19 protein-coding genes are annotated in these 21267 nt (G+C 60.4%); 11 read left to right on the top strand and 8 right to left on the bottom strand.

Translation table 11 applies throughout. The features are described 5' to 3' along the window. Positions 1–18: 18 nt before the first annotated feature. A complete protein-coding gene (locus tag TL5118_RS01685; RefSeq protein ID WP_058243292.1) occupies positions 19–1065 on the bottom strand; it encodes a glycosyltransferase family 2 protein in 1047 nt (348 codons plus the stop codon). 286 nt (positions 1066–1351) lie between these two features. Here TL5118_RS01685 and sucC point away from each other — a divergent pair, with 286 nt between their 5' ends. From sucC to TL5118_RS01640, 9 genes are all read left to right on the top strand, one after another. Further along, on the top strand, positions 1352–2545 hold the full coding sequence (sucC, locus tag TL5118_RS01680) for an ADP-forming succinate--CoA ligase subunit beta (protein ID WP_058243293.1): 1194 nt from the start codon (positions 1352–1354) through the stop codon (positions 2543–2545). A gap of 8 nt (positions 2546–2553) precedes the next feature. Beyond that, positions 2554–3462, top strand: a complete 909-nt coding sequence (locus TL5118_RS01675; RefSeq protein WP_058243294.1) for a glycosyltransferase family 25 protein — start codon at positions 2554–2556, stop codon at positions 3460–3462. 24 nt (positions 3463–3486) lie between these two features. Then, on the top strand, positions 3487–4374 hold the full coding sequence (gene sucD, locus TL5118_RS01670; protein ID WP_058243295.1) for a succinate--CoA ligase subunit alpha: 888 nt from the start codon (positions 3487–3489) through the stop codon (positions 4372–4374). A gap of 130 nt (positions 4375–4504) precedes the next feature. After that, entirely contained in the window at positions 4505–7468 is a 2964-nt protein-coding gene (locus TL5118_RS01665) for a 2-oxoglutarate dehydrogenase E1 component (protein WP_058243296.1), read from the top strand. A 3-nt stretch (positions 7469–7471) separates the two neighbouring features. After that, a complete protein-coding gene (gene odhB, locus TL5118_RS01660; protein ID WP_058243297.1) occupies positions 7472–8986 on the top strand; it encodes a 2-oxoglutarate dehydrogenase complex dihydrolipoyllysine-residue succinyltransferase in 1515 nt (504 codons plus the stop codon). Positions 8987–9027: 41 nt separating this feature from the next. Beyond that, positions 9028–9471, top strand: coding sequence for a hypothetical protein (locus TL5118_RS01655; protein ID WP_058243298.1), 444 nt, complete (start codon positions 9028–9030; stop codon positions 9469–9471). A gap of 123 nt (positions 9472–9594) precedes the next feature. Then, positions 9595–10569 (top strand): glycosyltransferase family 2 protein, encoded by a 975-nt coding sequence (locus TL5118_RS01650; RefSeq protein ID WP_082626255.1) that lies wholly within the window; start codon positions 9595–9597, stop codon positions 10567–10569. Between the two features lie 119 nt (positions 10570–10688). Then, positions 10689–12077 (top strand): dihydrolipoyl dehydrogenase, encoded by a 1389-nt coding sequence (gene lpdA, locus TL5118_RS01645; protein WP_058243300.1) that lies wholly within the window; start codon positions 10689–10691, stop codon positions 12075–12077. A 125-nt stretch (positions 12078–12202) separates the two neighbouring features. Continuing rightward, positions 12203–13177 carry an NAD-dependent epimerase/dehydratase family protein gene (locus TL5118_RS01640; RefSeq protein WP_058243301.1) on the top strand — a complete coding sequence of 325 codons (975 nt, stop codon included), beginning with the start codon at positions 12203–12205 and terminating at the stop codon, positions 13175–13177. Between the two features lie 84 nt (positions 13178–13261). On the opposite strand, the gene TL5118_RS01635 is transcribed toward TL5118_RS01640, so the two are convergent. The 6 genes from TL5118_RS01635 to TL5118_RS01610 all read right to left on the bottom strand — a co-directional run bounded on the left by TL5118_RS01635 (position 13262) and on the right by TL5118_RS01610 (position 18072). Further along, the gene (locus tag TL5118_RS01635; RefSeq protein WP_058243302.1) at positions 13262–14566 is read right to left on the bottom strand and encodes a PepSY-associated TM helix domain-containing protein; all 1305 of its coding nucleotides are present in this window, start codon (positions 14564–14566) and stop codon (positions 13262–13264) included. A 44-nt stretch (positions 14567–14610) separates the two neighbouring features. Further along, positions 14611–15003, bottom strand: coding sequence for a hypothetical protein (locus TL5118_RS01630; RefSeq protein ID WP_058243303.1), 393 nt, complete (start codon positions 15001–15003; stop codon positions 14611–14613). A gap of 143 nt (positions 15004–15146) precedes the next feature. After that, positions 15147–15752, bottom strand: coding sequence for a pyridoxamine 5'-phosphate oxidase family protein (locus TL5118_RS01625; protein WP_058243304.1), 606 nt, complete (start codon positions 15750–15752; stop codon positions 15147–15149). Positions 15753–15758: 6 nt separating this feature from the next. Beyond that, complete coding sequence (locus tag TL5118_RS01620) at positions 15759–16496, bottom strand: lysophospholipid acyltransferase family protein (protein ID WP_058243305.1); 738 nt, start codon at positions 16494–16496, stop codon at positions 15759–15761. After that, positions 16496–17398, bottom strand: a complete 903-nt coding sequence (locus TL5118_RS01615; RefSeq protein ID WP_058243306.1) for a cell division protein FtsX — start codon at positions 17396–17398, stop codon at positions 16496–16498. The genes TL5118_RS01620 and TL5118_RS01615 overlap by 1 nt, the downstream gene beginning before the upstream one ends. After that, positions 17395–18072, bottom strand: a complete 678-nt coding sequence (locus TL5118_RS01610; protein WP_058243307.1) for a cell division ATP-binding protein FtsE — start codon at positions 18070–18072, stop codon at positions 17395–17397. The genes TL5118_RS01615 and TL5118_RS01610 overlap by 4 nt, the downstream gene beginning before the upstream one ends. 225 nt (positions 18073–18297) lie before the next feature. Between TL5118_RS01610 and TL5118_RS01605 the strand changes: the two genes are divergently transcribed. After that, complete coding sequence (locus TL5118_RS01605; RefSeq protein WP_058243308.1) at positions 18298–19176, top strand: zinc-ribbon domain-containing protein; 879 nt, start codon at positions 18298–18300, stop codon at positions 19174–19176. Positions 19177–19193: 17 nt separating this feature from the next. Here the strand turns inward: TL5118_RS01605 and TL5118_RS01600 are convergent, their stop codons facing one another. Continuing rightward, the gene (locus tag TL5118_RS01600; RefSeq protein WP_058243309.1) at positions 19194–19982 is read right to left on the bottom strand and encodes a 23S rRNA (adenine(2030)-N(6))-methyltransferase RlmJ; all 789 of its coding nucleotides are present in this window, start codon (positions 19980–19982) and stop codon (positions 19194–19196) included. A gap of 222 nt (positions 19983–20204) precedes the next feature. Between TL5118_RS01600 and TL5118_RS01595 the strand changes: the two genes are divergently transcribed. Continuing rightward, a complete protein-coding gene (locus tag TL5118_RS01595; protein WP_058243310.1) occupies positions 20205–21251 on the top strand; it encodes a rod shape-determining protein in 1047 nt (348 codons plus the stop codon). The last annotated feature ends 16 nt before the right edge of the window (positions 21252–21267 follow it).

Genomic DNA, 21267 nt, shown 5'->3' with positions numbered 1-21267 from the left:
AACCATCCCTAAAAGAACCTACTCAGCAGCCTCGGTTCTGCCTTTTTGCCGTTTTCTTTCCTCGAACTCGGCCTCAGTTTTGGCACGCATTTGGATATGATCGGCAAGCGCTTTATCAATTGCTGCCGGTGACAGATCGACCGTCAGATCCGGGAATTGCGCCTTCAGCGCGGCCGGAACGTCGCAGACCATACGGTGCACCCGCCGCCAGCGCCGCAAGCGCAGCATTTGCCAGAGACTTAGCGTTTTGACCCTGCGAAACAGCTCGCTCCGCTTTTTCTGGTCATCCCCGATTTCCCACAGTTGGCGCACCTGGTTCTGCCGCTCCCGCACGGCCGGGTGGTTGGTCCGGCCCTTGTCAGATTTGCGGGTCATCTTGTCGAGCCAATGTTTGGCGGTGAACCCGTCAAAATGCACCACGCCCACCGCTTGATAATTGGCGATATGGGGCTTTGCCGATCCTGGTTCTTTGTTCTGGAGGGAATGAATACCGTAGTCAAAATCGCTTTTGACCCGGAAGAAACACTTCCCAATCGCGTATCCCGCTACACCGCGTCTGAGAAACCCGCTCCACTCACCATGGATCGCCTGAACGGCAGGGTGTTCCACATTGATGAACGGCGTGCGCAGCCAGCCGGAATAGATGTGCTTGGGGCGGGAACCGCGCAGCTCAACCCGTTCGGCGTTGTGCATATGAACGCAATAGATGTGATCCGGTTGCTTTGCTACAAAGGCCATAACGCTGGGGATGTGAACCGCAAATTCGTCAACATCGAGGTGGCCAATCCAATCCGCTTGTGACAGGTGTTTCACGATACGCCCGTTGGCGATCTGCCTTGACGTCAGTGGCCCACCAAATTCACGCCCGTGCAGTTCTGGCCAATCGGCACGACCCGCAGGAATCAATGTCACGCGGTCCAGATCTGCAACGATCTCTGCAAGGTCAGGATCTGGGGTCTCCATAAACATCCAGATATGGTTGGCCCCCTGCTGCAAGTGGTGCGCGATATAGGCCAAAAGGGTCGGCGTCGGCTCAGACGCCGTACAAAACAAATCCCATTTCATCTGCAATCCCCAGTTCCCCGTAAAAACGCAACTTTTCTAGAATATTCCGCCAAACGGCTCAACCGTCACGGCAGATCTGCCGTTATGGAGCATAATCACACGATTCGAGCCTGTGGATAACTTTCCATCCAGCAGGCGGCATGTGATTTGTGATCACGCCTTTTCCACGTGTGATCACAAATCGTAGAAAATCGGCCACAATCCCCCCCTCGCTTCAAAAACAGCTTAAATAATTGGTCACCCTGTGCGTATAGGGAGTCTAATCGTAGCAAGACGGGATAGGTTCATGAACATTCATGAGTATCAGGCGAAAGCACTGCTTCGCGAATACGGCGCCCCGGTTTCTGATGGACGTGTTGTCCTGAAGGCCGAGGATGCAAAAACCGCAGCTGGTGAACTTGACGGCCCGCTGTGGGTGGTTAAGGCCCAGATCCACGCAGGTGGGCGCGGCAAAGGCACCTTCAAAGAGGCTGACGCTGGTGAAAAAGGCGGTGTCCGTCTTGCCAAGTCGGTAGAAGAAGCTGCTGAAGAAGCCAAGAAAATGCTGGGCCGCACGCTGGTGACACACCAGACCGGCGAAGCGGGCAAACAGGTCAACCGCATCTACATCGAAGATGGTTCGGACATTGAGCGTGAGCTGTATCTGGCTCTGCTGGTTGATCGTCAGACCTCGCGCATTTCGTTTGTATGCTCGACCGAAGGCGGCATGGACATCGAAGAGGTCGCCGAAGCAACCCCTGAGAAGATCCTGAGCTTCTCGGTTGATCCGGCCACCGGCTACCAGCCCTACCACGGCCGCCGCATCGCCTTTGCTCTGGGCCTGGAAGGCGCCGCGGTAAAGCAGTGCGTTAAACTGATGAGCCAGCTGTACCAAGCCTTCACCGAGAAGGACATGGAGATGCTGGAGATTAACCCGCTGATCGTCATGCCCGGCAACGAGCTGAAGGTTCTGGACGCAAAACTGGGCTTTGACGGCAACGCGGTTTACCGCCATGCCGATGTTGCGGCCCTGCGCGATGAGACCGAAGAAGACCCCAAAGAGCTGGAAGCGTCGAAATACGACCTGAACTACATCGCTCTGGACGGTGAAATCGGCTGCATGGTGAACGGCGCTGGTCTGGCGATGGCCACCATGGACATCATCAAGCTCTACGGTGCGGAGCCTGCAAACTTCCTCGACGTTGGCGGCGGCGCCACCAAAGAGAAAGTGACCGAAGCCTTCAAGATCATCACCTCTGACAAAAACGTCAAAGGCATCCTGGTGAACATCTTCGGTGGCATCATGCGCTGTGACGTGATCGCAGAAGGCGTTGTTGCCGCGGTGAAAGAAGTTGGTCTGGAAGTGCCGCTGGTTGTGCGCCTCGAAGGCACCAACGTCGAAAAAGGCAAAGAGATCATCAACACCTCCGGCCTGAACGTCATCGCAGCTGACAACCTGTCGGACGGCGCTGAGAAGATCGTTAAAGCGGTTAAGGGTTAAGCCTCGAGATGGACGCCAGCGTTGATCCCAAAACTGTAACCAAACACCCCGGTGTTATGGTGTCGGTTGTCAGCTTGACGCGGGCAACCGATCGTCGGGCATTGGTCGCGGAGCAGTTCGCTCACGCCAATGTCGACGCGCAGTTTTTTGATGCAACCGATGGCGTCGTCACGCCCGAAGCTCTGTCTGCATTTGACGATTTCGGCCCTTGGGGGCCGATGGAAATGCACGCAAAGGCCTGCACGCATAGCCACATCCAGGCGCTGCGTGCATTCCTGAGCACCGACGAGAGCTACTGTCTGATGCTGGAAGACGACGTCTTCCTGTCTGAAGATCTGGGCGCATGGTTGGCTGACATGTCTTGGTGGCCAAATGATGCCGACGTTGTCAAAATTGAGCGCTGGCTTGATGATCGCTTGATCGTCCTGTTGGCGCCCAACGGTGCAACGCACTTGGGGCGTTGCATCAGTCGGCTTCGCTCACGCCACTCAGGCACCGCAGGCTATCTGGTGTCACGGACTGGGGCGCAGAAAATTGTCGCACATGACAATCGCAACGTCCCGATCGACCACAACCTTTTCAACGGTGCGGTCTCTCCACTGGCGCGGAAACTGGTGACCTATCAAGTGTCCCCTGCACTTTCAGTGCAAGGTAACCTGCCCCCTCAGACCAAAGGCGATGGCGGCGCAGCTGCACCAATGCACGCGCCGAAACCGTCCCCTTGGATGGGCAAGCAACGCAAAGCGCTGCTGCACGGCTGGCACGAAGCAAAGGTGCTTCCTAAGTACCTTCTTCTGTGGGCACTTGGGCGGGTGCAACCAAGCAAGATCGCGTGGCAAGACAAGGCCTCCATCTCATCTCAAAACACAACGCAAGGAACGGCGGGGCCGATTGGCGCCGCTGGTCCTTCAAACTGAATTCAGAAAACAGGAGAACGCCAAATGGCAATCCTCGTAGATGAAAATACCAAAGTGATCTGTCAGGGCTTCACCGGCTCGCAGGGGACCTTCCACTCGGAACAGGCGATCGCATACGGCACCAAAATGGTTGGCGGTGTGACCCCCGGCAAGGGTGGTCAGGATCACCTGGGCCTGCCCGTGTTCAACTCGGTGCATGAAGCCAAGGCAAAAACCGAAGCCAACGCCTCGGTGATCTATGTTCCGCCGCCCTTCGCGGCCGACTCGATCCTGGAAGCGATTGACGCGGAAATGGAACTGATCGTCTGCATCACCGAAGGCATTCCGGTGCTGGACATGATGCGCGTGAAGCGCGCGCTTGAAGACAGCTCCAGCCGTCTGATCGGCCCGAACTGCCCCGGCCTGATCACCCCCGGCGCCTGTAAGATCGGCATTATGCCCGGCCACATCCACAACCGTGGTTCGGTTGGCGTTGTGTCGCGTTCAGGCACCCTGACCTATGAAGCTGTGAAACAGACTTCGGACATCGGTCTGGGCCAGTCGACCGCCGTTGGTATCGGCGGCGACCCGATCAAAGGCACCGAGCACATCGACGTCTTGGACATGTTCCTGGACGATGATGAAACCACCTCGATCATCATGATCGGTGAAATCGGTGGTTCGGCAGAAGAAGAAGCGGCTGAGTTCCTGGCGGAACAGAAGAAAAAAGGCCGTTGGAAACCAACTGCTGGCTTCATCGCTGGCCGCACGGCGCCTCCCGGCCGCCGCATGGGCCACGCAGGCGCAATCGTCGCCGGCGGCAAAGGTGGGGCTGAGGACAAGATCGAAGCCATGAAATCGGCTGGCATCGTTGTTGCAGACAGCCCCGCAACCCTGGGTGAGGCTGTGCAGAAAGCCATCGAACTGGGCTAAGCCATTCGTGGGCGGGGTTTTTAACACCCCGCCCGCATTCTCATTTGCCGAAGCATCGCGGCAGGGACCGGAACCAAGATCACTCGGGTCTCTCTCCTGTTGCTTCAGGTCGGACACAAGGAACGCAAAAATGAACGATCAAAGCCCCAACGACCTCTTCCATGCCTCCTCTTTCATGCAGGGGCATAACGCGGAATATCTGGAACAGATGTACGCCCGCTACGCTGCCGACCCGAATGCGGTCGATGAGGTGTGGCAGGAGTTCTTCCGCCAGCTGGGTGATGCTGAGCTGGACGTGAAGGCCGAGGCCGCTGGCCCCTCCTGGGCGCGCTCTGACTGGCCGCCGATGCCCAATGATGACCTGACCGCCGCGCTGGACGGCCAGTGGCCCGCTCCGGCGGCCGAGGCAAAAGGCGCTGGCAAAAAGATCAAAGAAAAAGCCGCCGAAAAGGGTGTTGAGGTCTCGGATGAGGCGATCAAACGCGCAGTGCTGGATTCGATCCGCGCGCTGATGATCATCCGCGCCTACCGGATCCGCGGCCACCTGATCGCGGATATTGACCCGCTGGGCATGCGCGACCAGACCCCGCATCCTGAACTGGATTACAAATCCTACGGCTTCACTGACGCCGATCTGGACCGCCCGATCTTCATCGACAACGTGCTGGGGCTGCAGATCGCCTCGCTGCGTCAGATCATGGACATCGTGAAGCGCACCTATTGCGGCACCTTTGCCCTGCAGTACATGCATATTTCGAACCCCGAAGAGGCCTCATGGCTGAAAGAGCGGATCGAGGGCTACAACAAGGAAATCACCTTCACCCGTGAGGGCCGCAAAGCGATCCTGAACAAGCTGGTTGAGGCCGAGGGCTTTGAGAAGTTCCTGCATGTGAAATACATGGGCACCAAACGCTTTGGTCTGGATGGCGGCGAAGCGCTGATCCCGGCGATGGAACAGATCATCAAACGCGGCGGCAGCCTGGGCGTCAAAGAAGTGGTGATCGGCATGCCGCACCGCGGTCGTCTGAACATCCTGGCCAACGTGATGAGCAAGCCTTACCGTGCCATCTTCAACGAATTCCAGGGCGGCAGCTTCAAACCCGAAGATGTTGATGGCTCGGGCGATGTGAAATACCACCTCGGGGCTTCCTCCGACCGTGAGTTTGACGGCAACTCGGTGCACCTGTCGCTGACCGCGAACCCCAGCCACCTTGAGGCTGTGAACCCGGTTGTGCTGGGCAAGGCCCGCGCCAAAACCGACCAGCTGAAAGACGACGAGCGCACCTCGGTTGTGCCGGTGCTGTTGCACGGTGATGCGGCCTTTGCCGGCCAGGGTGTTGTGGCGGAATGTTTCGCCCTGTCGGGTCTGCGCGGTCACAAGACCGGCGGCACCATCCACATCGTGGTGAACAACCAGATCGGTTTCACCACCGCACCGCATTTCTCGCGCTCCTCGCCCTACCCCACCGACAACGCGCTGGTGGTTGAGGCGCCGATCTTCCACGTGAACGGTGACGACCCCGAAGCGGTGGTTCACGCCGCCAAGGTCGCAACTGAGTTCCGCCAGAAATTCCGCAAAGACGTGGTGATCGATATCTTCTGCTACCGCCGGTTTGGTCACAACGAAGGCGATGAGCCGATGTTCACCAACCCGCTGATGTATAAAAACATCAAGAAGCATAAGACCACGCTGCAGCTTTACACTGACCGTCTGGTCGCCGACGGGCTGATCCCCGAAGGTGAGATCGAGGATATGAAGGCCTCGTTCCAGGCGCATCTGAACGAAGAGTTCGAGACCGGCAAAGAGTATAAGCCCAACAAGGCTGACTGGCTGGATGGCCGCTGGTCGCATCTGGACAAACAGGATGAGGACTACCAGCGTGGTCAGACCTCGATCAAACCGGAAACCCTGGCCGAGGTTGGTGGTGCGCTGAGCCGCTTGCCCGAAGGTTTCCCGGCCCACAAGACCGTGGCCCGTATTCTGGATGCCAAGGCCAAGATGTTTGAAACTGGCAAAGGCTTTGACTGGGCCACGGCCGAAGCGCTGGCCTTTGGCTCACTGCTGACCGAAGGCTATCCGGTGCGCCTGTCTGGCCAGGATGCCACCCGTGGCACCTTCTCGCAGCGTCACTCGGGCATTGTGAACCAGGAAACCGAAGAGCGGTTCTTCCCGCTGAACCACATCCGTGACGGCCAGTCGCGCTATGAGGTGATCGACAGCGCCCTGTCCGAATATGCGGTTCTGGGCTTTGAATACGGCTATTCGCTGGCGGAACCTAACGCGCTGACCATGTGGGAAGCCCAGTTTGGCGACTTCGCCAACGGCGCCCAGATCATGTTCGATCAGTTCATCTCTTCGGGTGAATCGAAATGGCTGCGGATGTCCGGCCTGGTCTGCATGCTGCCGCATGGTTTCGAAGGCCAGGGTCCTGAGCACTCCTCGGCCCGATTGGAGCGGTTCCTGCAGATGTGCGGTGGCGACAACTGGATCGTGGCCAACTGTACAACGCCCGCAAACTACTTCCACATCCTGCGCCGCCAGCTGCACCGGACCTTCCGGAAGCCTCTGATCCTGATGACGCCGAAGTCGCTCCTGCGCCACAGGCTCTGCATCTCGGAAGCCGAAGACTTCACCACCGGCTCTTCGTTCCACCGGGTGCTGTGGGATGACGCGCAGAAAGGCAACTCGGACACCAAACTGGCGGCTGATGACAAGATCAAGCGTGTGGTCATGTGTTCCGGTAAGGTCTACTTCGACCTCTTGGAGGAACGTGACGCCCGCGGCATCGATGATATCTACTTGCTGCGTGTCGAACAGTTCTACCCGTTCCCGGCCATGTCGCTGACCAAAGAGCTGGAGCGTTTCAAAAACGCCGAAATGGTCTGGTGTCAGGAAGAGCCGAAGAACCAGGGCCCCTGGTCGTTCATCGAACCCAACATCGAATGGTGCCTGAGCCGCATCAAAGCCAAACACACCCGTCCGGTTTACGCCGGCCGCGCCGCCTCGGCTTCGCCGGCGACCGGTCTGGCCAGCCAGCACAAAGCACAACAAGCCGCGCTCGTGAACGAAGCGCTGACCATCGAAGGGAAATAACCCATGACGACTGAAGTTCGCGTCCCCACCCTGGGCGAATCCGTGACCGAAGCCACTGTCGCCACCTGGTTCAAGAAGCCGGGCGATGCCGTGGCTGCTGACGAAATGCTCTGCGAGCTGGAAACCGATAAGGTCACCGTCGAAGTGCCCAGCCCCGCCGCGGGTGTCCTGGCCGAGATTGTGGCCGCCGAAGGCGAAACCGTAGGTGTTGACGCCCTGCTGGCCAACATCACCGAAGGCGGCGCCGCTGCTGCACCAGCTCCGGCCGCCGCAAGCGCCCCGGCCGCTGCCCCTGCGGCAGACGCACAGGCGATCGACGTCATGGTGCCCTCCTTGGGTGAATCGGTGTCTGAGGCCACCGTTTCGACCTGGTTCAAAAAGGTAGGTGACAGCGTTGCACAGGACGAAATGCTGTGTGAGCTGGAAACGGACAAAGTGTCGGTTGAAGTGCCCGCGCCCGCCGCTGGCGTTCTGGCCGAAATCGTTGCCCCCGAAGGCACCACCGTGGATGCCACCGCCAAACTGGCCGTGATCTCTGCCGGTGCAGGCGCAGCTGTTTCTGCCGCCCCGGCCGCCGCTGCAGCCCCCGCCGCAGCCCCGGCAACCGGCGCCAAGGACATCAAGGATGGTCCTGCCGCTGAAAAAGCCATGGCCGAGGCAGGCCTCAGCCGTGACGCGGTGACCGGCACCGGCCGCGATGGTCGCGCCACCAAAACCGACGTGGCCCGCGCCGCTGCCGCCGCCGCTGCAGCCCCGGCACCCGCCGCCGCACCGGCCCCCACCGCGGTTCCGCGTGGTCCGGTCAGCGCCGATGATGCCTCGCGCGAAGAGCGTGTGAAGATGACCAAGATGCGTCAGACCATCGCCCGTCGTCTGAAGGACAGCCAGAACACCGCCGCGATGCTGACCACCTACAATGAGGTCGACATGACCGAGGTGATGGCGCTGCGCAAAGAGTATAAAGACCTGTTCGAGAAGAAACACGGCGTCCGTCTGGGCTTCATGTCCTTCTTCACCAAGGCCTGTGTGCACGCGCTGAAAGAAGTGCCTGAGGTGAACGCCGAAATCGACGGCACCGACATCGTCTACAAAAACTACGTCCACATGGGCGTGGCTGCGGGCACCCCGCAAGGCCTGGTGGTTCCGGTGATCCGTGACGCGGATGCCATGTCCTTTGCCGACATCGAGAAAGCCATCGCCGAAAAGGGCCGCCGCGCCCGTGACGGCAAACTGTCGATGGCGGAAATGCAGGGCGGCACTTTCACCATCTCCAACGGTGGTGTCTATGGTTCGCTGATGTCCTCGCCGATCCTGAACCCACCGCAGTCCGGTATCCTCGGCATGCACAAGATCCAGGACCGCCCGATGGCGATCAACGGTCAGGTTGTGATCCGTCCGATGATGTATCTGGCGCTCAGCTATGACCACCGTATCGTTGACGGCAAAGGCGCCGTGACCTTCCTGGTGCGCGTCAAAGAAGCGCTGGAAGATCCCCGCCGCCTGCTGATGGATCTGTAACAGGTCAAGCAACGTAAGTATTGAAACTTAAGGCACGCCAAATGCACGTTGATCGCCAAGATATCCAAAACGCGCGTTTTTACTTCATTTGGCGTGCCTGCCCCACACTCATAGGTTTGTGGTTGACCGCGCAGTTGTTTCTGCCGAACACATCTCACTCACTTGGGGCCAGTCTTGCTCTACATTACAGCTTTCTTTTATGTTTCTTGACATTGATGTTCCTTAACAAGGGCGCCCTCGCTTTGTTGGCGGGCCTCCAGCCAAGACTGCCGATACAGGCGATGAAGTACTTTGGTTTGGCCTTTGGAATCTTTTATGCCTTGACCGGGCGGGAGTATCTGAACTTCGAAAAGCTCCGGCCCTTTTTGTTTCTGACCTCCAGTTTGTATTTCAGCGTTCATGCGGTCGGGATCATCACCGCCCTTTTGAAACCCGCAGAGGCAGCTTTGGTTGTGAAACTACTGAAACAGCAGCGTAACCGATAGACTGCCTCACATGTTTATCTCGCAGCTATTTCCGTGCCACAGCCCATTGCCCAACAGGCACGGCGAGCCTTGTTGGTCAAGCACTTGTAGTTCACCACCGTTTTTCAGGGAAAGCCCGGGAAAATGGCTGTAACATTGACCCTCGCCTCCTGCATGCGCAATGAGGGGATCTTTGTGCTGGAATGGATCGCCTATCATCAGACCCTTGGGTTTGATGAGGTGGTGATCGTGACCAATGATTGCACCGATCACTCCGACCAGTTGCTGGACCTGCTGGCCCAGCACGGCGAGGTGAGCCATATCCGCCAGACGCTGACCGCCGGGGACAACCCGCAGGATAAGGGCATGGATCATGCCCTGGCCCATCTGCGTCAGAACAACACCACCTGGTGCCTGCATATCGACAGTGATGAGTTCCTGTTGATTGAGGCCGGGGATGGCAAGCTGCCGGCACTGCTGCAGAACGTGCAGGATGCCGATTGCGTGCCGATCATCTGGCGCACCTTTGGCGACAGCGGGCGGGCCCATTGGGCCCCCGGGGACACTGTGGTGCAGGCCTTCACCCGCGCGGAACCTGCGCCGGAGCCAGGGCAGAGCAAATCCAAATGCCTGTTCCGTGTCGCCAGTTTCAAGGCCGCCACCGATCACAACCCGCGCCAGCCCACCGTGGCGGATCCCAAAGTGGTCAACGCCGACGGCACGCCGCTGTCAAACGCATCGCTGAGCCAACGCAAATCCTCGCGCTTCCGCCCCCATGATCTGGCCTGCGCCGCCAAAACCGCGCGGATCAATCACTATGCCGTCAAATCGCAGGATCTGTTCCTGATGAAAAACGACCGCGGCGATGGTCAGGGCAAAACGGGCGAGCGCAAGTACCACCTCGGCTCGGCCTGGCATCGCAAAGCCAATCGCAACGATGTCGAAGACCGCGCCATCCTGCGCCATCTGCCCGCGCTTGAGGCCAATCTGGCCCGTCTGCGCGCCCTGCCCGGCGTTGCTGAGGCGGAACAGAAATGCCGGGACTGGTTCGAAACCCGCCGCAACGCTATCCTCACCGAAAGCCAGCGCAGACTATGGTCAACGGAGCATGCAAAATGACTTCTTCGTTTGCCAAAATAATTCCCCGGGGAACGGTCCGTTTGGGCCGCAGGGCGCATTGCCTGAACCCCATCCGAAACATATGTGACACCAATAAAGAGACCTGACGGAGACACCTCATGGCACAATATGACGTCATCGTAATCGGCGCCGGCCCCGGCGGCTATGTCGCAGCGATCCGCGCTGCCCAGCTGGGCCTGAAAACCGCCTGTGTAGAAGGCCGCGAGACGCTTGGCGGCACCTGCCTCAACGTGGGCTGCATCCCCTCCAAGGCGCTGCTGCACGCCAGCCACCAGCTGCACGAGGCAGAGCATAACTTTGCCAAAATGGGCCTGAAGGGCAAATCTCCGTCGGTCGATTGGGACCAGATGAAAGCCTACAAGGGCGAAGTTGTCGAAGGCAACACCAAGGGCATCGAGTTCCTGTTCAAGAAGAACAAGGTCGACTGGCTGAAAGGCTGGGGATCGATACCTGAGGCCGGCAAGGTCAAGGTGGGTGATGAGGTCCATGAGGCCAAGAACATCATCGTCGCCTCGGGCTCTGAACCCTCCTCGATCCCCGGTGTTGAGATTGATGAGAACCTGGTTGTGTCCTCGACCGGTGCGCTGGACCTGCCGAAGATCCCCAAGAAGATGGTTGTCATCGGTGCCGGTGTGATCGGTCTGGAACTGGGCTCGGTCTATCAGCGTCTGGGCACAGAGGTGACCGTTGTTGAGTATCTCGACAAGATCACCCCCGGCATGGATGGCGACATCCAGAAAAACTTCCAGCGGATGCTGAAAAAGCAGGGTCTGAAGTTTGTGATGAGCGCTGCGGTTCAGAAGGTGGAAACCACCAAGACCAAAGCCAAAGTCACCTATAAGCTGCTGAAGAAAGACACCGAAGAGACGCTGGACGCCGATGTGGTTCTGGTGGCAACCGGCCGCAAACCCTTCACCGATGGTCTGGGTCTGGAAGCACTGGGTGTGGAACTGTCCCCGCGCGGTCAGATCAAGACCAATGCGCATTGGGAAACCAACGTCAAAGGCATCTATGCGATCGGCGACGCCATCGATGGCCCGATGCTGGCCCACAAAGCCGAAGACGAAGGCATGGCAGCCGCCGAATGCATCGCCGGCAAACATGGTCACGTGAACTACGACGTGATCCCCGGTGTGATCTACACCACGCCCGAAGTTGCCAGCGTTGGCAAAACCGAGGAGCAGCTGAAAGAAGAAGGCCGCGCCTATAAGGTTGGCAAGTTCCCCTTCATGGGCAACGCCCGCGCCAAAGCGGTGCATCAGGGCGAAGGCTTTGTGAAACTGCTGGCCGATGCGGAAACTGACCGGATCCTCGGCTGCCACATCATCGGCCCGGCCGCAGGTGACCTGATCCATGAGATCTGCGTCGGCATGGAATTCGGCGCCTCCGCCGAAGACATCGCCCTGACCTGCCACGCCCACCCGACCTTCTCGGAAGCGGTGCGCGAAGCCGCCCTCGCCTGCGGCGACGGCGCCATCCACGCCTGATTCAACGGCTCAGAGAAATCTTGAAAGGCCACCCTTCGGGGTGGCCTTTTTGCTTCAGACTCTGTTTGTCGCTCATGCGCCGCGCGTGCTAACGTCTGGCGATTGGGACAGCAAAGGCATTGGTCATGACATCGGAAATCGCACGCAAACGCGTATTGGTCGCCGGGGGCGCCGGGTTTGTCGGCTCCCATCTGGTGGACGCGCTGATCGCCCTTGGGGCAACCCCGGTCATTCTGGACAATTTCCACACGGGTGATGCCGCCTTTCTGAGCCATCTGGATCAGCCCGAAATCATCGAACATGACATCACCCGGCCCTTGCCTGCCAGCATTGGACCCGTGGATCTGGTCTATAACCTCGCCTGCCCTGCAGCGCCGAAACACTATCAGGCCGATCCCCTGCGCACCTGGCGCACCTCAGTCTATGGCACGGACAATCTGGCTGAATTTGCCCGTGTCCATGGCGCGCGGATGGTGCAGGCCTCCACCAGTGAGGTCTATGGGGACCCGCTGGTGTCGCCACAAAGTGAAAGCTACACCGGCAATGTCTCGATGCATGGCATCCGCGCCTGTTACGATGAGGGCAAGCGCGCCGCTGAAACGCTGCTGATGGATATGATCCGCAGCTATGACATGGACATCCGCATTGCCCGGATCTTCAACACCTATGGGCCGCGCATGGCGCTGAACGATGGCCGGGTGGTGCCCAACTTCGTGCGTCAGGCACTGGAGGGCAAACCGCTGACCGTCTATGGCCACGGCCAGCAGACCCGCTGTTTCTGCTATGTGGCGGACACGGTGGATGGGTTGCTGCGGCTGGGCGCTAACGACGGGCTGCAGGGGCTTGTGGTCAATATCGGCAGTGATGTGGAACAAACCGTCTACAGCCTGGCCGAGGCTGTGGCCGCGCTGGTGGGCGTGCCCTTGCAGACGCAGGACTGCGATATGCCACAGGATGATCCGCAGGTGCGCCGCCCTGATTTGTCCCGCGCGCGGGACCGTTTGGGCTGGTCGCCCAGCACCCCGCTGGACAGTGGGTTGCAGCAAGTGATCCGCTATTTCCAAGACGACCACCGGGTGAAACGGGCGCTGTCCGTCTAAACCCTGATCTGCCAGAAGGTATCATGGGGGCACCATCAGTTGCCTGTGTCCGGGGGCGAAACCCGCCCCCGGCTTTTTTGTTGCTCATCGCATCAGGCGTTTTGGAACCAACAGCAGCAGCCGGTCCAGGATCAGGGCCAGGATCAGGCTGGCGCCCATCAGTGGCAGCAGCACTGACAGCACCACAACAAGCGCAATCATCCCCCAGCCCAGCGAGGCCTCAGGCGCCGCAGGTACCCCAAGCCGCCCGGCAGGGCGCCGTTTCCACCACGCCACAAAACCACTGAGCGACAGCACAAAGGCCAGCACTGCCGCCAGCGTGTTCTGTGCCAGGTTCAGCCAGCCATACATCTGCCCCTGATGGAAGGAGATGCCCCAGCTGACCGCCCGCGCCACCACGGGGTTGTCACCGAACTCATGCCGTTTCAGCACCGCGCCGCTGTATTGATCGATGATTAGCTCCGTCTGCTCAGCCCGGTCGCGGCTGGCGGAGCGCAGCCAAAACGCCGCGCTTTCGTTTTTCGGCGGCCGCATCTCGTAAGGGGCCACCAGCCCTTCCGCCTCTGCAATGGCAAAGACCTCGGCATAGGCCAGGGTCTCCCCCTCACTGGTCGTGGAACCGGGCACTTTGCGGGAAAACCGCAAGCTGCCGCTGCTTTGTCCGGTCTGTTTCTGCACATAGCTGAGGCCACCGCCCCAGACATCGGTCCAGGGCAGACCGGTCACCAGGATCGGCACCACCAGAACGGTGGCCAGCATGCCGGTGAACAAATGGGTCTCGCGCCACCAGCTACGGCCCCGGGTTTTCGGGGTGCCACGCGGGGGCTGAACCGCCTTGGCCAGGGAGCGCTTGCCACGTGGCCACCACAGATAGGCGCCGGTGACAAACATCACGATGGCCCAATGGGCAGAGAGTTCGACAAACTTGGTGCCGAACTTGCCCAATAGCAGCTCACCGTGGAACTTTTTCAGCATCCGCATCGGGGTCTCATCCCGGGCCACATGCCCCAGGAGCGCCCCGGTATAGGGATCGATCCAGGCATAGCTGCGGATGTTGTCGCTGGTGTTGAACTCCACAAAGGTGGAGCGGCTGGGATCATCAAACTGGGTGATGCCGCGTAGCCGTTTCACCCCGGGGCCCTCCTGCAATGCGGACAGCTGATCCTCAATAGGCAGGGGGGCGTCGCCCACATCCACATACATCTGATCTGCATAAAGCCAGCCTTCGATCTGCGGCTTGTAGAGGTAAATGCCACCGGTGATGGCCAGCATGGCCATGAAGGGCAGAACATAAAGAGAAGCGAGGAAGTGCCACTTCCACACAAGACGATAAAGCGCACCGCCCGAGACAGACTCGGGGGGCGCCGACGACAGGGTTGCGTCGGTCATGAGAATAATTTCCTACGTTTGGTTAGATTTGGATTTTGGGGAACTCAAATCAGCGCAGGCGGCCCGCGGGGCGGGTCCTGCTGACGTAGGTAATCGCAGGTCTGATAGGGATTGGGGGTTGCCACAAAGGGGCAGCGGTAGCTGCGCGCCAGGGCGACCCAGGGGGCCTCGGGCTGCGGCTGGTCCTGGATCAGATCGGCCAGCACACAGTGATCCACCGCCGGCTCAACCTCTTCGACGGGTTCGCCATCCGCGTTGAGCGTCAGCGTCACCATTTCGCTGCCGGTACAGATGGTCACCACCATAACGCCCGGCACCAGCGAGGCGACCACCGCCGACATCTTCGGCAGCAGCAGGCCCACCACAGTGGCCAGCACCAGAAGCGTATGAAATCCCACCCGGATCATGCCCGGCAAAGAGCATGAGGCGATGGTCAAAGGCAAGCCTCTTTCCACCACCTGCGGCACGGCGTCCGATGTGTTCCCTGTGACGCCCCGCCCGCAGGGCAAATCTGCGCGAGGGCTCGGGTGGGTCCGGGTGGGACGCCCGAGCGCAGATTTACATGCGGCTTAAAGCGCACTTACCACATCGACTGGGCGGCGCGGTCGGGCCATTCGCGGTCATAGGCGTCGCCGTCTATGTCGCCATCGGTCATCGCACTCAGAATCTCACCGATGGAGGGGAGATCACCGCTTTCGTCCTCACCCGACCACAGTTTAGACCGCATGATCGCGCGGGCGCACTGCACATAGATCTCGTCAATACGGATCACCGTAACGCTGCGCGGCTGCTTGCCCTGTTTTTCAAACCGGGCGCACAGCCCTTCGTCAAAGGTCACCCGCGCCTGGCCGTTGACCCGCACCGCATTGGTCGATCCCGGCACCATGAACATCAGGGCAATCCGGGAGTCGCGCACGATGTTGCGCAGCGTGTCGATCCGGTTGTTGCCGCGCCAGTCGGGCAGCGCCAGCGTGCGCTCATCTAATTCTTCGACCACCGGCCCCTCATCGCCGCGCGGACTGCCATCGGCACCCTCCGGCCCCACCGTGGAAACCACGCAGAAACGTGAGGCTTCGATCCAGCGGCGGTATTCCGGTGTCAGCCGTTTCGCGACTTTCGCGATTGAGGCGCCGCGCGCCTCACCATAAACGGCTTCCAGCTCAGCAACATCCTCAACCCATTTCATCGCATCTCACTCCTCAGCGAAGGTAAACCCAGCGTCGCGCATCAACGCATTGGACCGGCTTTCCACATCCTGTTCCAACCGGGCCATAAAATCATCCCGCGGCAAGCCCGCAGGGATACGCGGCAGGAACTCCACCACCGCAACACCTGCTTTGCGCACCACGCCACGTTTGGGCCACAGGACCCCGGCATTGGTGGCCACCGGGACCACATCCTGTCCGGTTTCCTCAGACAGCACATGGGTGCCGACCTTATAGGGCTTCTTGACCCCGGGCGCGACGCGGGTGCCCTGCGAATAGATCACCAGCTGGCCGGGATGCTGCGCCCCGCTGGCCACATCGGCCACCATCTTCTTGATGGCTTTGCCGCGTTTGCCCCGGTTCACCGGCACGCAGCCGATGCGGTAGCCGTATTGGCCAATGATCGGCATGAACAGGATTTCGCGTTTCATGATGAACTTGCCCGCGGGGATCGCGTTGAAAATCATCAGAATGTCGAGGAAGGACATGTGTTTGGCCGCGACGATCACCTCATCGGTCGGCACTTCACCGCGCACCTCGGTCTTCAGCCCCAGCATCCAGCTGGCGGTCCACAGAACCCAGCGGCAATAGGATTTGCAGGCAGCAAAGGCGCCTTTGCGGCTGAACAGCGCCCAGGGGAAGAAGACCACCCCCAGAACCGCCATGGCCACATACATCTGAATATTGAACACAAGACTGCGCAGCCAGCGCCAGGCATAGGCCATCACGGCAACTCCTTCAGTTTACGTTTTGCAGCCGCGCGTGTTGCGGCAAAGGCCACCAGCCCCCCCAGGAGCGGGATGCCCAGCGGCCAGAGCCAATGCAGCCCCTGAAAGCCAAGCCCGGTCAGGAAGCCCCCCGCAGCCTGCGCTTCGGGCAACAGCCAGACGGCCAGCGCGCCCAGCCCCGCGCCGATGCCCGCACCGGTAAAGCCGCGATAGGTGAAGCGGCGCACAAAGGCCCCGGCGATGTAACTGTCGCGCGCGCCCACAAGGCGCAGCACCGTGATCACCTGGGTGTTGGCCGAAAGCGCGGCATGGGCCGCCAGGGTGATCATCGCGGCCATCGCACCGCCAATCAGCACAAAGGCCGCCCAGCCCAGTATGCGGATCCGCGTTGCCGCCTCGACCAGTGGTTTGCGCCAGCGGGTGTGGTCATCCAGCACCGCGCCGGGCACCTCAGCCGCCAGCCGCAGCCGCAAACCAGTGCTGTCATAGCCCTGATCGGTCTCATTGATTTCAATCAGCTGCGGGATTGGCAGCTCTTCGATCGGCAGATCAGGGCCAAAGAAGGGCTCCAGCAGCGCCTTTTGTTCCTCTTCGCTGAGCGCGCGGGCGCTTTCGACACCGGGGGTGGTTTCCAGCACCCGCAGCGCCGCCGTGATCTGGGCCTGCATCTGCTCCTCAGGGGCTGAGATCCGCAAGGTGGAGGATCGCGCCAGCTCGTTCGACCAGCGATCCGCCAACCGGCCCGAGGCCAGTGTCAGCGCCAGCGCAAAAACCGCAAGGAACCCCATCGCAATGGCGCTGAAGGTGGTCAACGTTGCGGTGAACCCGGTGGGGGGCACCACACGGTCGGCCTGTGCATCGGGCACAAAGAGGGTGGTGAAACCTTTCAAAACGCTCATAGATCCGCCCCCGCCAGTTGTACCCGACGATTGGCGATCCGCAGCACCCGGGCCTGCACCTGCCCTTTGGCAGCGCGGATCAGGTTCATATCGTGGGTCGCGACCATGATGGTCTTGCCCATCCGGTTCAGCTCAACCAGCAGCCGCAGCAGGCGCTGTGACATTTCCCAATCGATGTTGCCGGTAGGTTCATCGGCCAGGATCACATCCGGTGACATGATCACCGCACGGGCCAGCGCGGCGCGTTGACGTTCGCCGCCCGACAGTTCCGGTGGCAATGCCTCAGCGCGGGATTTCAGACCGACCCAGGCCATCAATTCCTTGAGGTTGGCCAGTTCATCAATGTTGTCGCGGCCCGATACGTTAAGCGGCAGCGCAATGTTTTCGGCGATCGGCAGGTGATCCAGGAACTGACAGTCCTGATGCACCACCCCGATACGGCGGCGGTTCAGCGCCACCTCATCGCGGTCCATCTGGCGTACATCGCGGTCAAACAGGCGCACGTGACCCGCCGTCGGCAATAGCGCCCCATAGCAGAGCTTCATGAAGGTGGTTTTCCCCGCACCCGACGGTCCAGTCAGGAAATGGAAGGACCCCGGCGACAGCTTGAGTGAGATCTCACTGAGAAGCTCACCACCCCCATAGCTATAGGCCACATTTTCTAGCTCAATCACCGGCTGCCCCCATTTTTGCCTGCCTTTTCTGCACGAGCCTCGGCACAGATGCAATGCGCCAAAAACCGGGACGGCGGCTGTGTGCCAGACCGCAGAACAGGGTCAAAACGCTTTACGCTTTTCCAAATGCCTTTTCCGCCATATAGTTGCGCCATTCAGGTGTGTGTTAACGAAGGTTAACAAAAGCTGGGACAGACCAGCTGAGCAGGTGTGAGAGGCAAGCCAATGCGTTTGATCTGCCCGAATTGCGGGGCGCAGTACGAAGTGCCGGATGACGTGATCCCGGACGCCGGGCGCGATGTGCAATGCTCAAATTGCGGCAACACCTGGTATCAGCACCATCCCGACAATGATCCGGAGCTGCGCGAAGAGCTGATCGCCAGCGGACTTGAGCCGGAAACCACCGCTGGTGAGATGCCAGAGACCGATGTGGAGGCCCCGCCAGAGCCAGAGGCCCCGCCGGAACCAGACCCCGCGCCCGCAGAGACCACCGCGCAATCGCCGCAACGCCGGTCCCTTGATCCGTCGATTGCCGAGGTGCTGCGCGAAGAGGCTGAGCGTGAGGCCCGCGCCCGCGCCGCAGAAGGCGGCATCGAAACGCAGCCTGATCTGGGCCTTGGTGAGCCAGAGGATGAAGCCGATCGCCGCGCGCGTCAGGTGCGCGAGCGCATGGCCCGGATGAAGGGCCTGCCGGACGAACCAGACCCCGTGCCCGAGGTGGCCGAGGATGACACGCCGGTCTCCCGTCGTGATCTGCTGCCCGATATTGACGAAATCAACTCCTCCCTCCGTGCGGCCTCGGACCGGCGGCCTGCTGAAGCGGCTGATCACGAACTGCCCGGTGAGATGGAGCGCCCGGAAACCACTGTCGCCAGCGGCAAAAGCGGTTTCCGCCGTGGCTTTGCTTTGGCCCTGCTGCTGACCGCACTGCTTTGGGCCGCCTACAGCTTTGCCCCGCGCATCAGCGCGCAGGTGCCCGCGCTAGAACCGACGATGACGCGTTATGTCGCCATCGTGGATCAGGGCCGCGCCCTATTGGACGAACAGGTGCGCAAGCTGCTGATCCAGGTCGACGCGATGAGCGCCGAACAGGGCGATAGCTGATCGCGGGTCGCTGATCCTTAGCTGAGTTTTTTGTAGAGGCTGCTCAATCGGGCGGCCTCTTTTTCTGTGCCGAAGGGTGTGTTGACCACGATCATGCCCGACCCGATCATCCGGTGGCCTTGCCGGGCCGGCCCAAATGACACCTCATGGCGCAGCACCTTGGGCAAATCCAATGCCTCCAGCGCCTTTAGCATCGGCTTGTGCGCCCCGGTGGTCAGCACTGGATACCAGATCGCGATCACCCCCACGTTCCACTTGCGATGCAGCTTGGCGACGAAGCCGGGAATGGCGTCATATTCCGATTTCACCTCATAGGCCGGATCAATCAACAACAGTCCCCGGCGCGGTTCAGGCGGGGTCCGTTCCATCACCATCTGATAGCCGTCTTGCTTGACCACATTGGCCTGCCGGCGGGGGAACAGATCATCCAATGCTGCGTGTTCCTGCGGGTGCAACTCGGCCAGTGACATACGGTCCTGATCGCGCAACAGCTGCCGCGCCAACAGGGGCGATCCGGGATAGCTGCGCGGCCCGTGCTGGTCCCGCACCGCCTGCAGCGCCTGCATGTAGGGATGTGCCGCATCAAACCAGCCCAAGCCCGCCACGGCATCGATGCCCGCCGCAGCCTCCCCGGTTTTGACGGCCTCCGCCGCATCCAGCCCATAAAGGCCCCGGCCCGAGTGGGTTTCGAAGTAGTTGAGCGGTTTGTCCTTCACCGTCAGATAGGCCAGCATCTGGCACAAAAGCGCGTGTTTCTGCACATCCGCCAGGTTTCCGGCGTGGTAGATATGTTGATATGACAGCATGTTGCGCTTCCTTTCACTCCGCAGGCCGGCCCGCTGATGCGGCCTGCCCCTTACCCCCATCCTTGCCCCAGTGCCACGAAATTGACCAGCCTTGGCAAAAAGGCGCTGATCGGGTCCGGATGCACCCTTTCCCAAAGCGGCACAGGCCCGTATAAGCGTTTCTGCCTCCGACGGGGATCGGCGGCATTTGAAGGACTATCACCACCGCGGGGCACCATCCATATGGGAATCATCGACAATCTGCCGGGCCTGTTTTCGTCTGACATGGCGATCGACCTGGGCACGGCAAACACGCTGGTCTACGTCAAAGGCAAGGGCGTTATTCTAAGCGAACCGTCGGTGGTGGCCTATCACGTCAAAGACGGCGTGAAAAAGGTGCTGGCCGTGGGCGAAGACGCCAAGCTGATGCTGGGGCGGACCCCCGGCTCGATCGAGGCGATCCGCCCGATGCGCGATGGTGTGATTGCCGATTTCGACGTTGCCGAAGAGATGATCAAACACTTCATTCGCAAGGTGCACAAACGCTCGACCTTCTCCAAGCCGAAGATCATCGTCTGCGTGCCCCACGGCGCAACCCCCGTTGAAAAACGGGCGATCCGTCAATCCGTTCTCTCGGCAGGTGCGCGTCGCGCAGGTCTGATTGCAGAACCGATTGCAGCGGCCATCGGCGCCGGCATGCCCATCACCGACCCCACCGGCAACATGGTTGTCGACATCGGTGGTGGTACGACCGAGGTGGCGGTTCTGTCGCTGGGTGACATCGTTTACGCCCGCTCAGTCCGTGTTGGCGGGGACCGTATGGATGAGGCGATCATCAACTACCTGCGCCGCAACCAGAACCTTCTGGTCGGCGAAAGCACCGCTGAGCGCATCAAAACCACCATCGGCACCGCGCGGATGCCCGATGATGGCCGTGGTGCCTCGATGCAGATCCGGGGCCGCGACCTGTTGAACGGTGTCCCGAAAGAGACCGAAATCAGCCAGGCACAGGTTGCCGAAGCGCTGGCCGAACCGGTGCAGCAGATCTGCGAAGCGGTGATGACCGCGCTGGAAGCCACCCCACCGGATCTGGCAGCTGATATTGTCGACCGTGGCGTGATGTTGACCGGTGGCGGCGCGCTGTTGGGTGATCTGGATCTGGCGCTGCGCGAACAGACTGGGCTGTCAGTTTCCATTGCGGATGAAAGCCTGAACTGTGTGGCCATGGGCACCGGCAAAGCGCTGGAATACGAAAAGCAGCTGCGCCACGCGATTGACTACGACAGCTAACCTCCCCACCTTTTCC

It is taken from the genome of Thalassovita autumnalis (genome assembly GCF_001458255.1).
Taxonomy (GTDB): domain Bacteria; phylum Pseudomonadota; class Alphaproteobacteria; order Rhodobacterales; family Rhodobacteraceae; genus Thalassobius; species Thalassobius autumnalis.
This window is presented reverse-complemented; position numbering and strand designations above follow the sequence as displayed.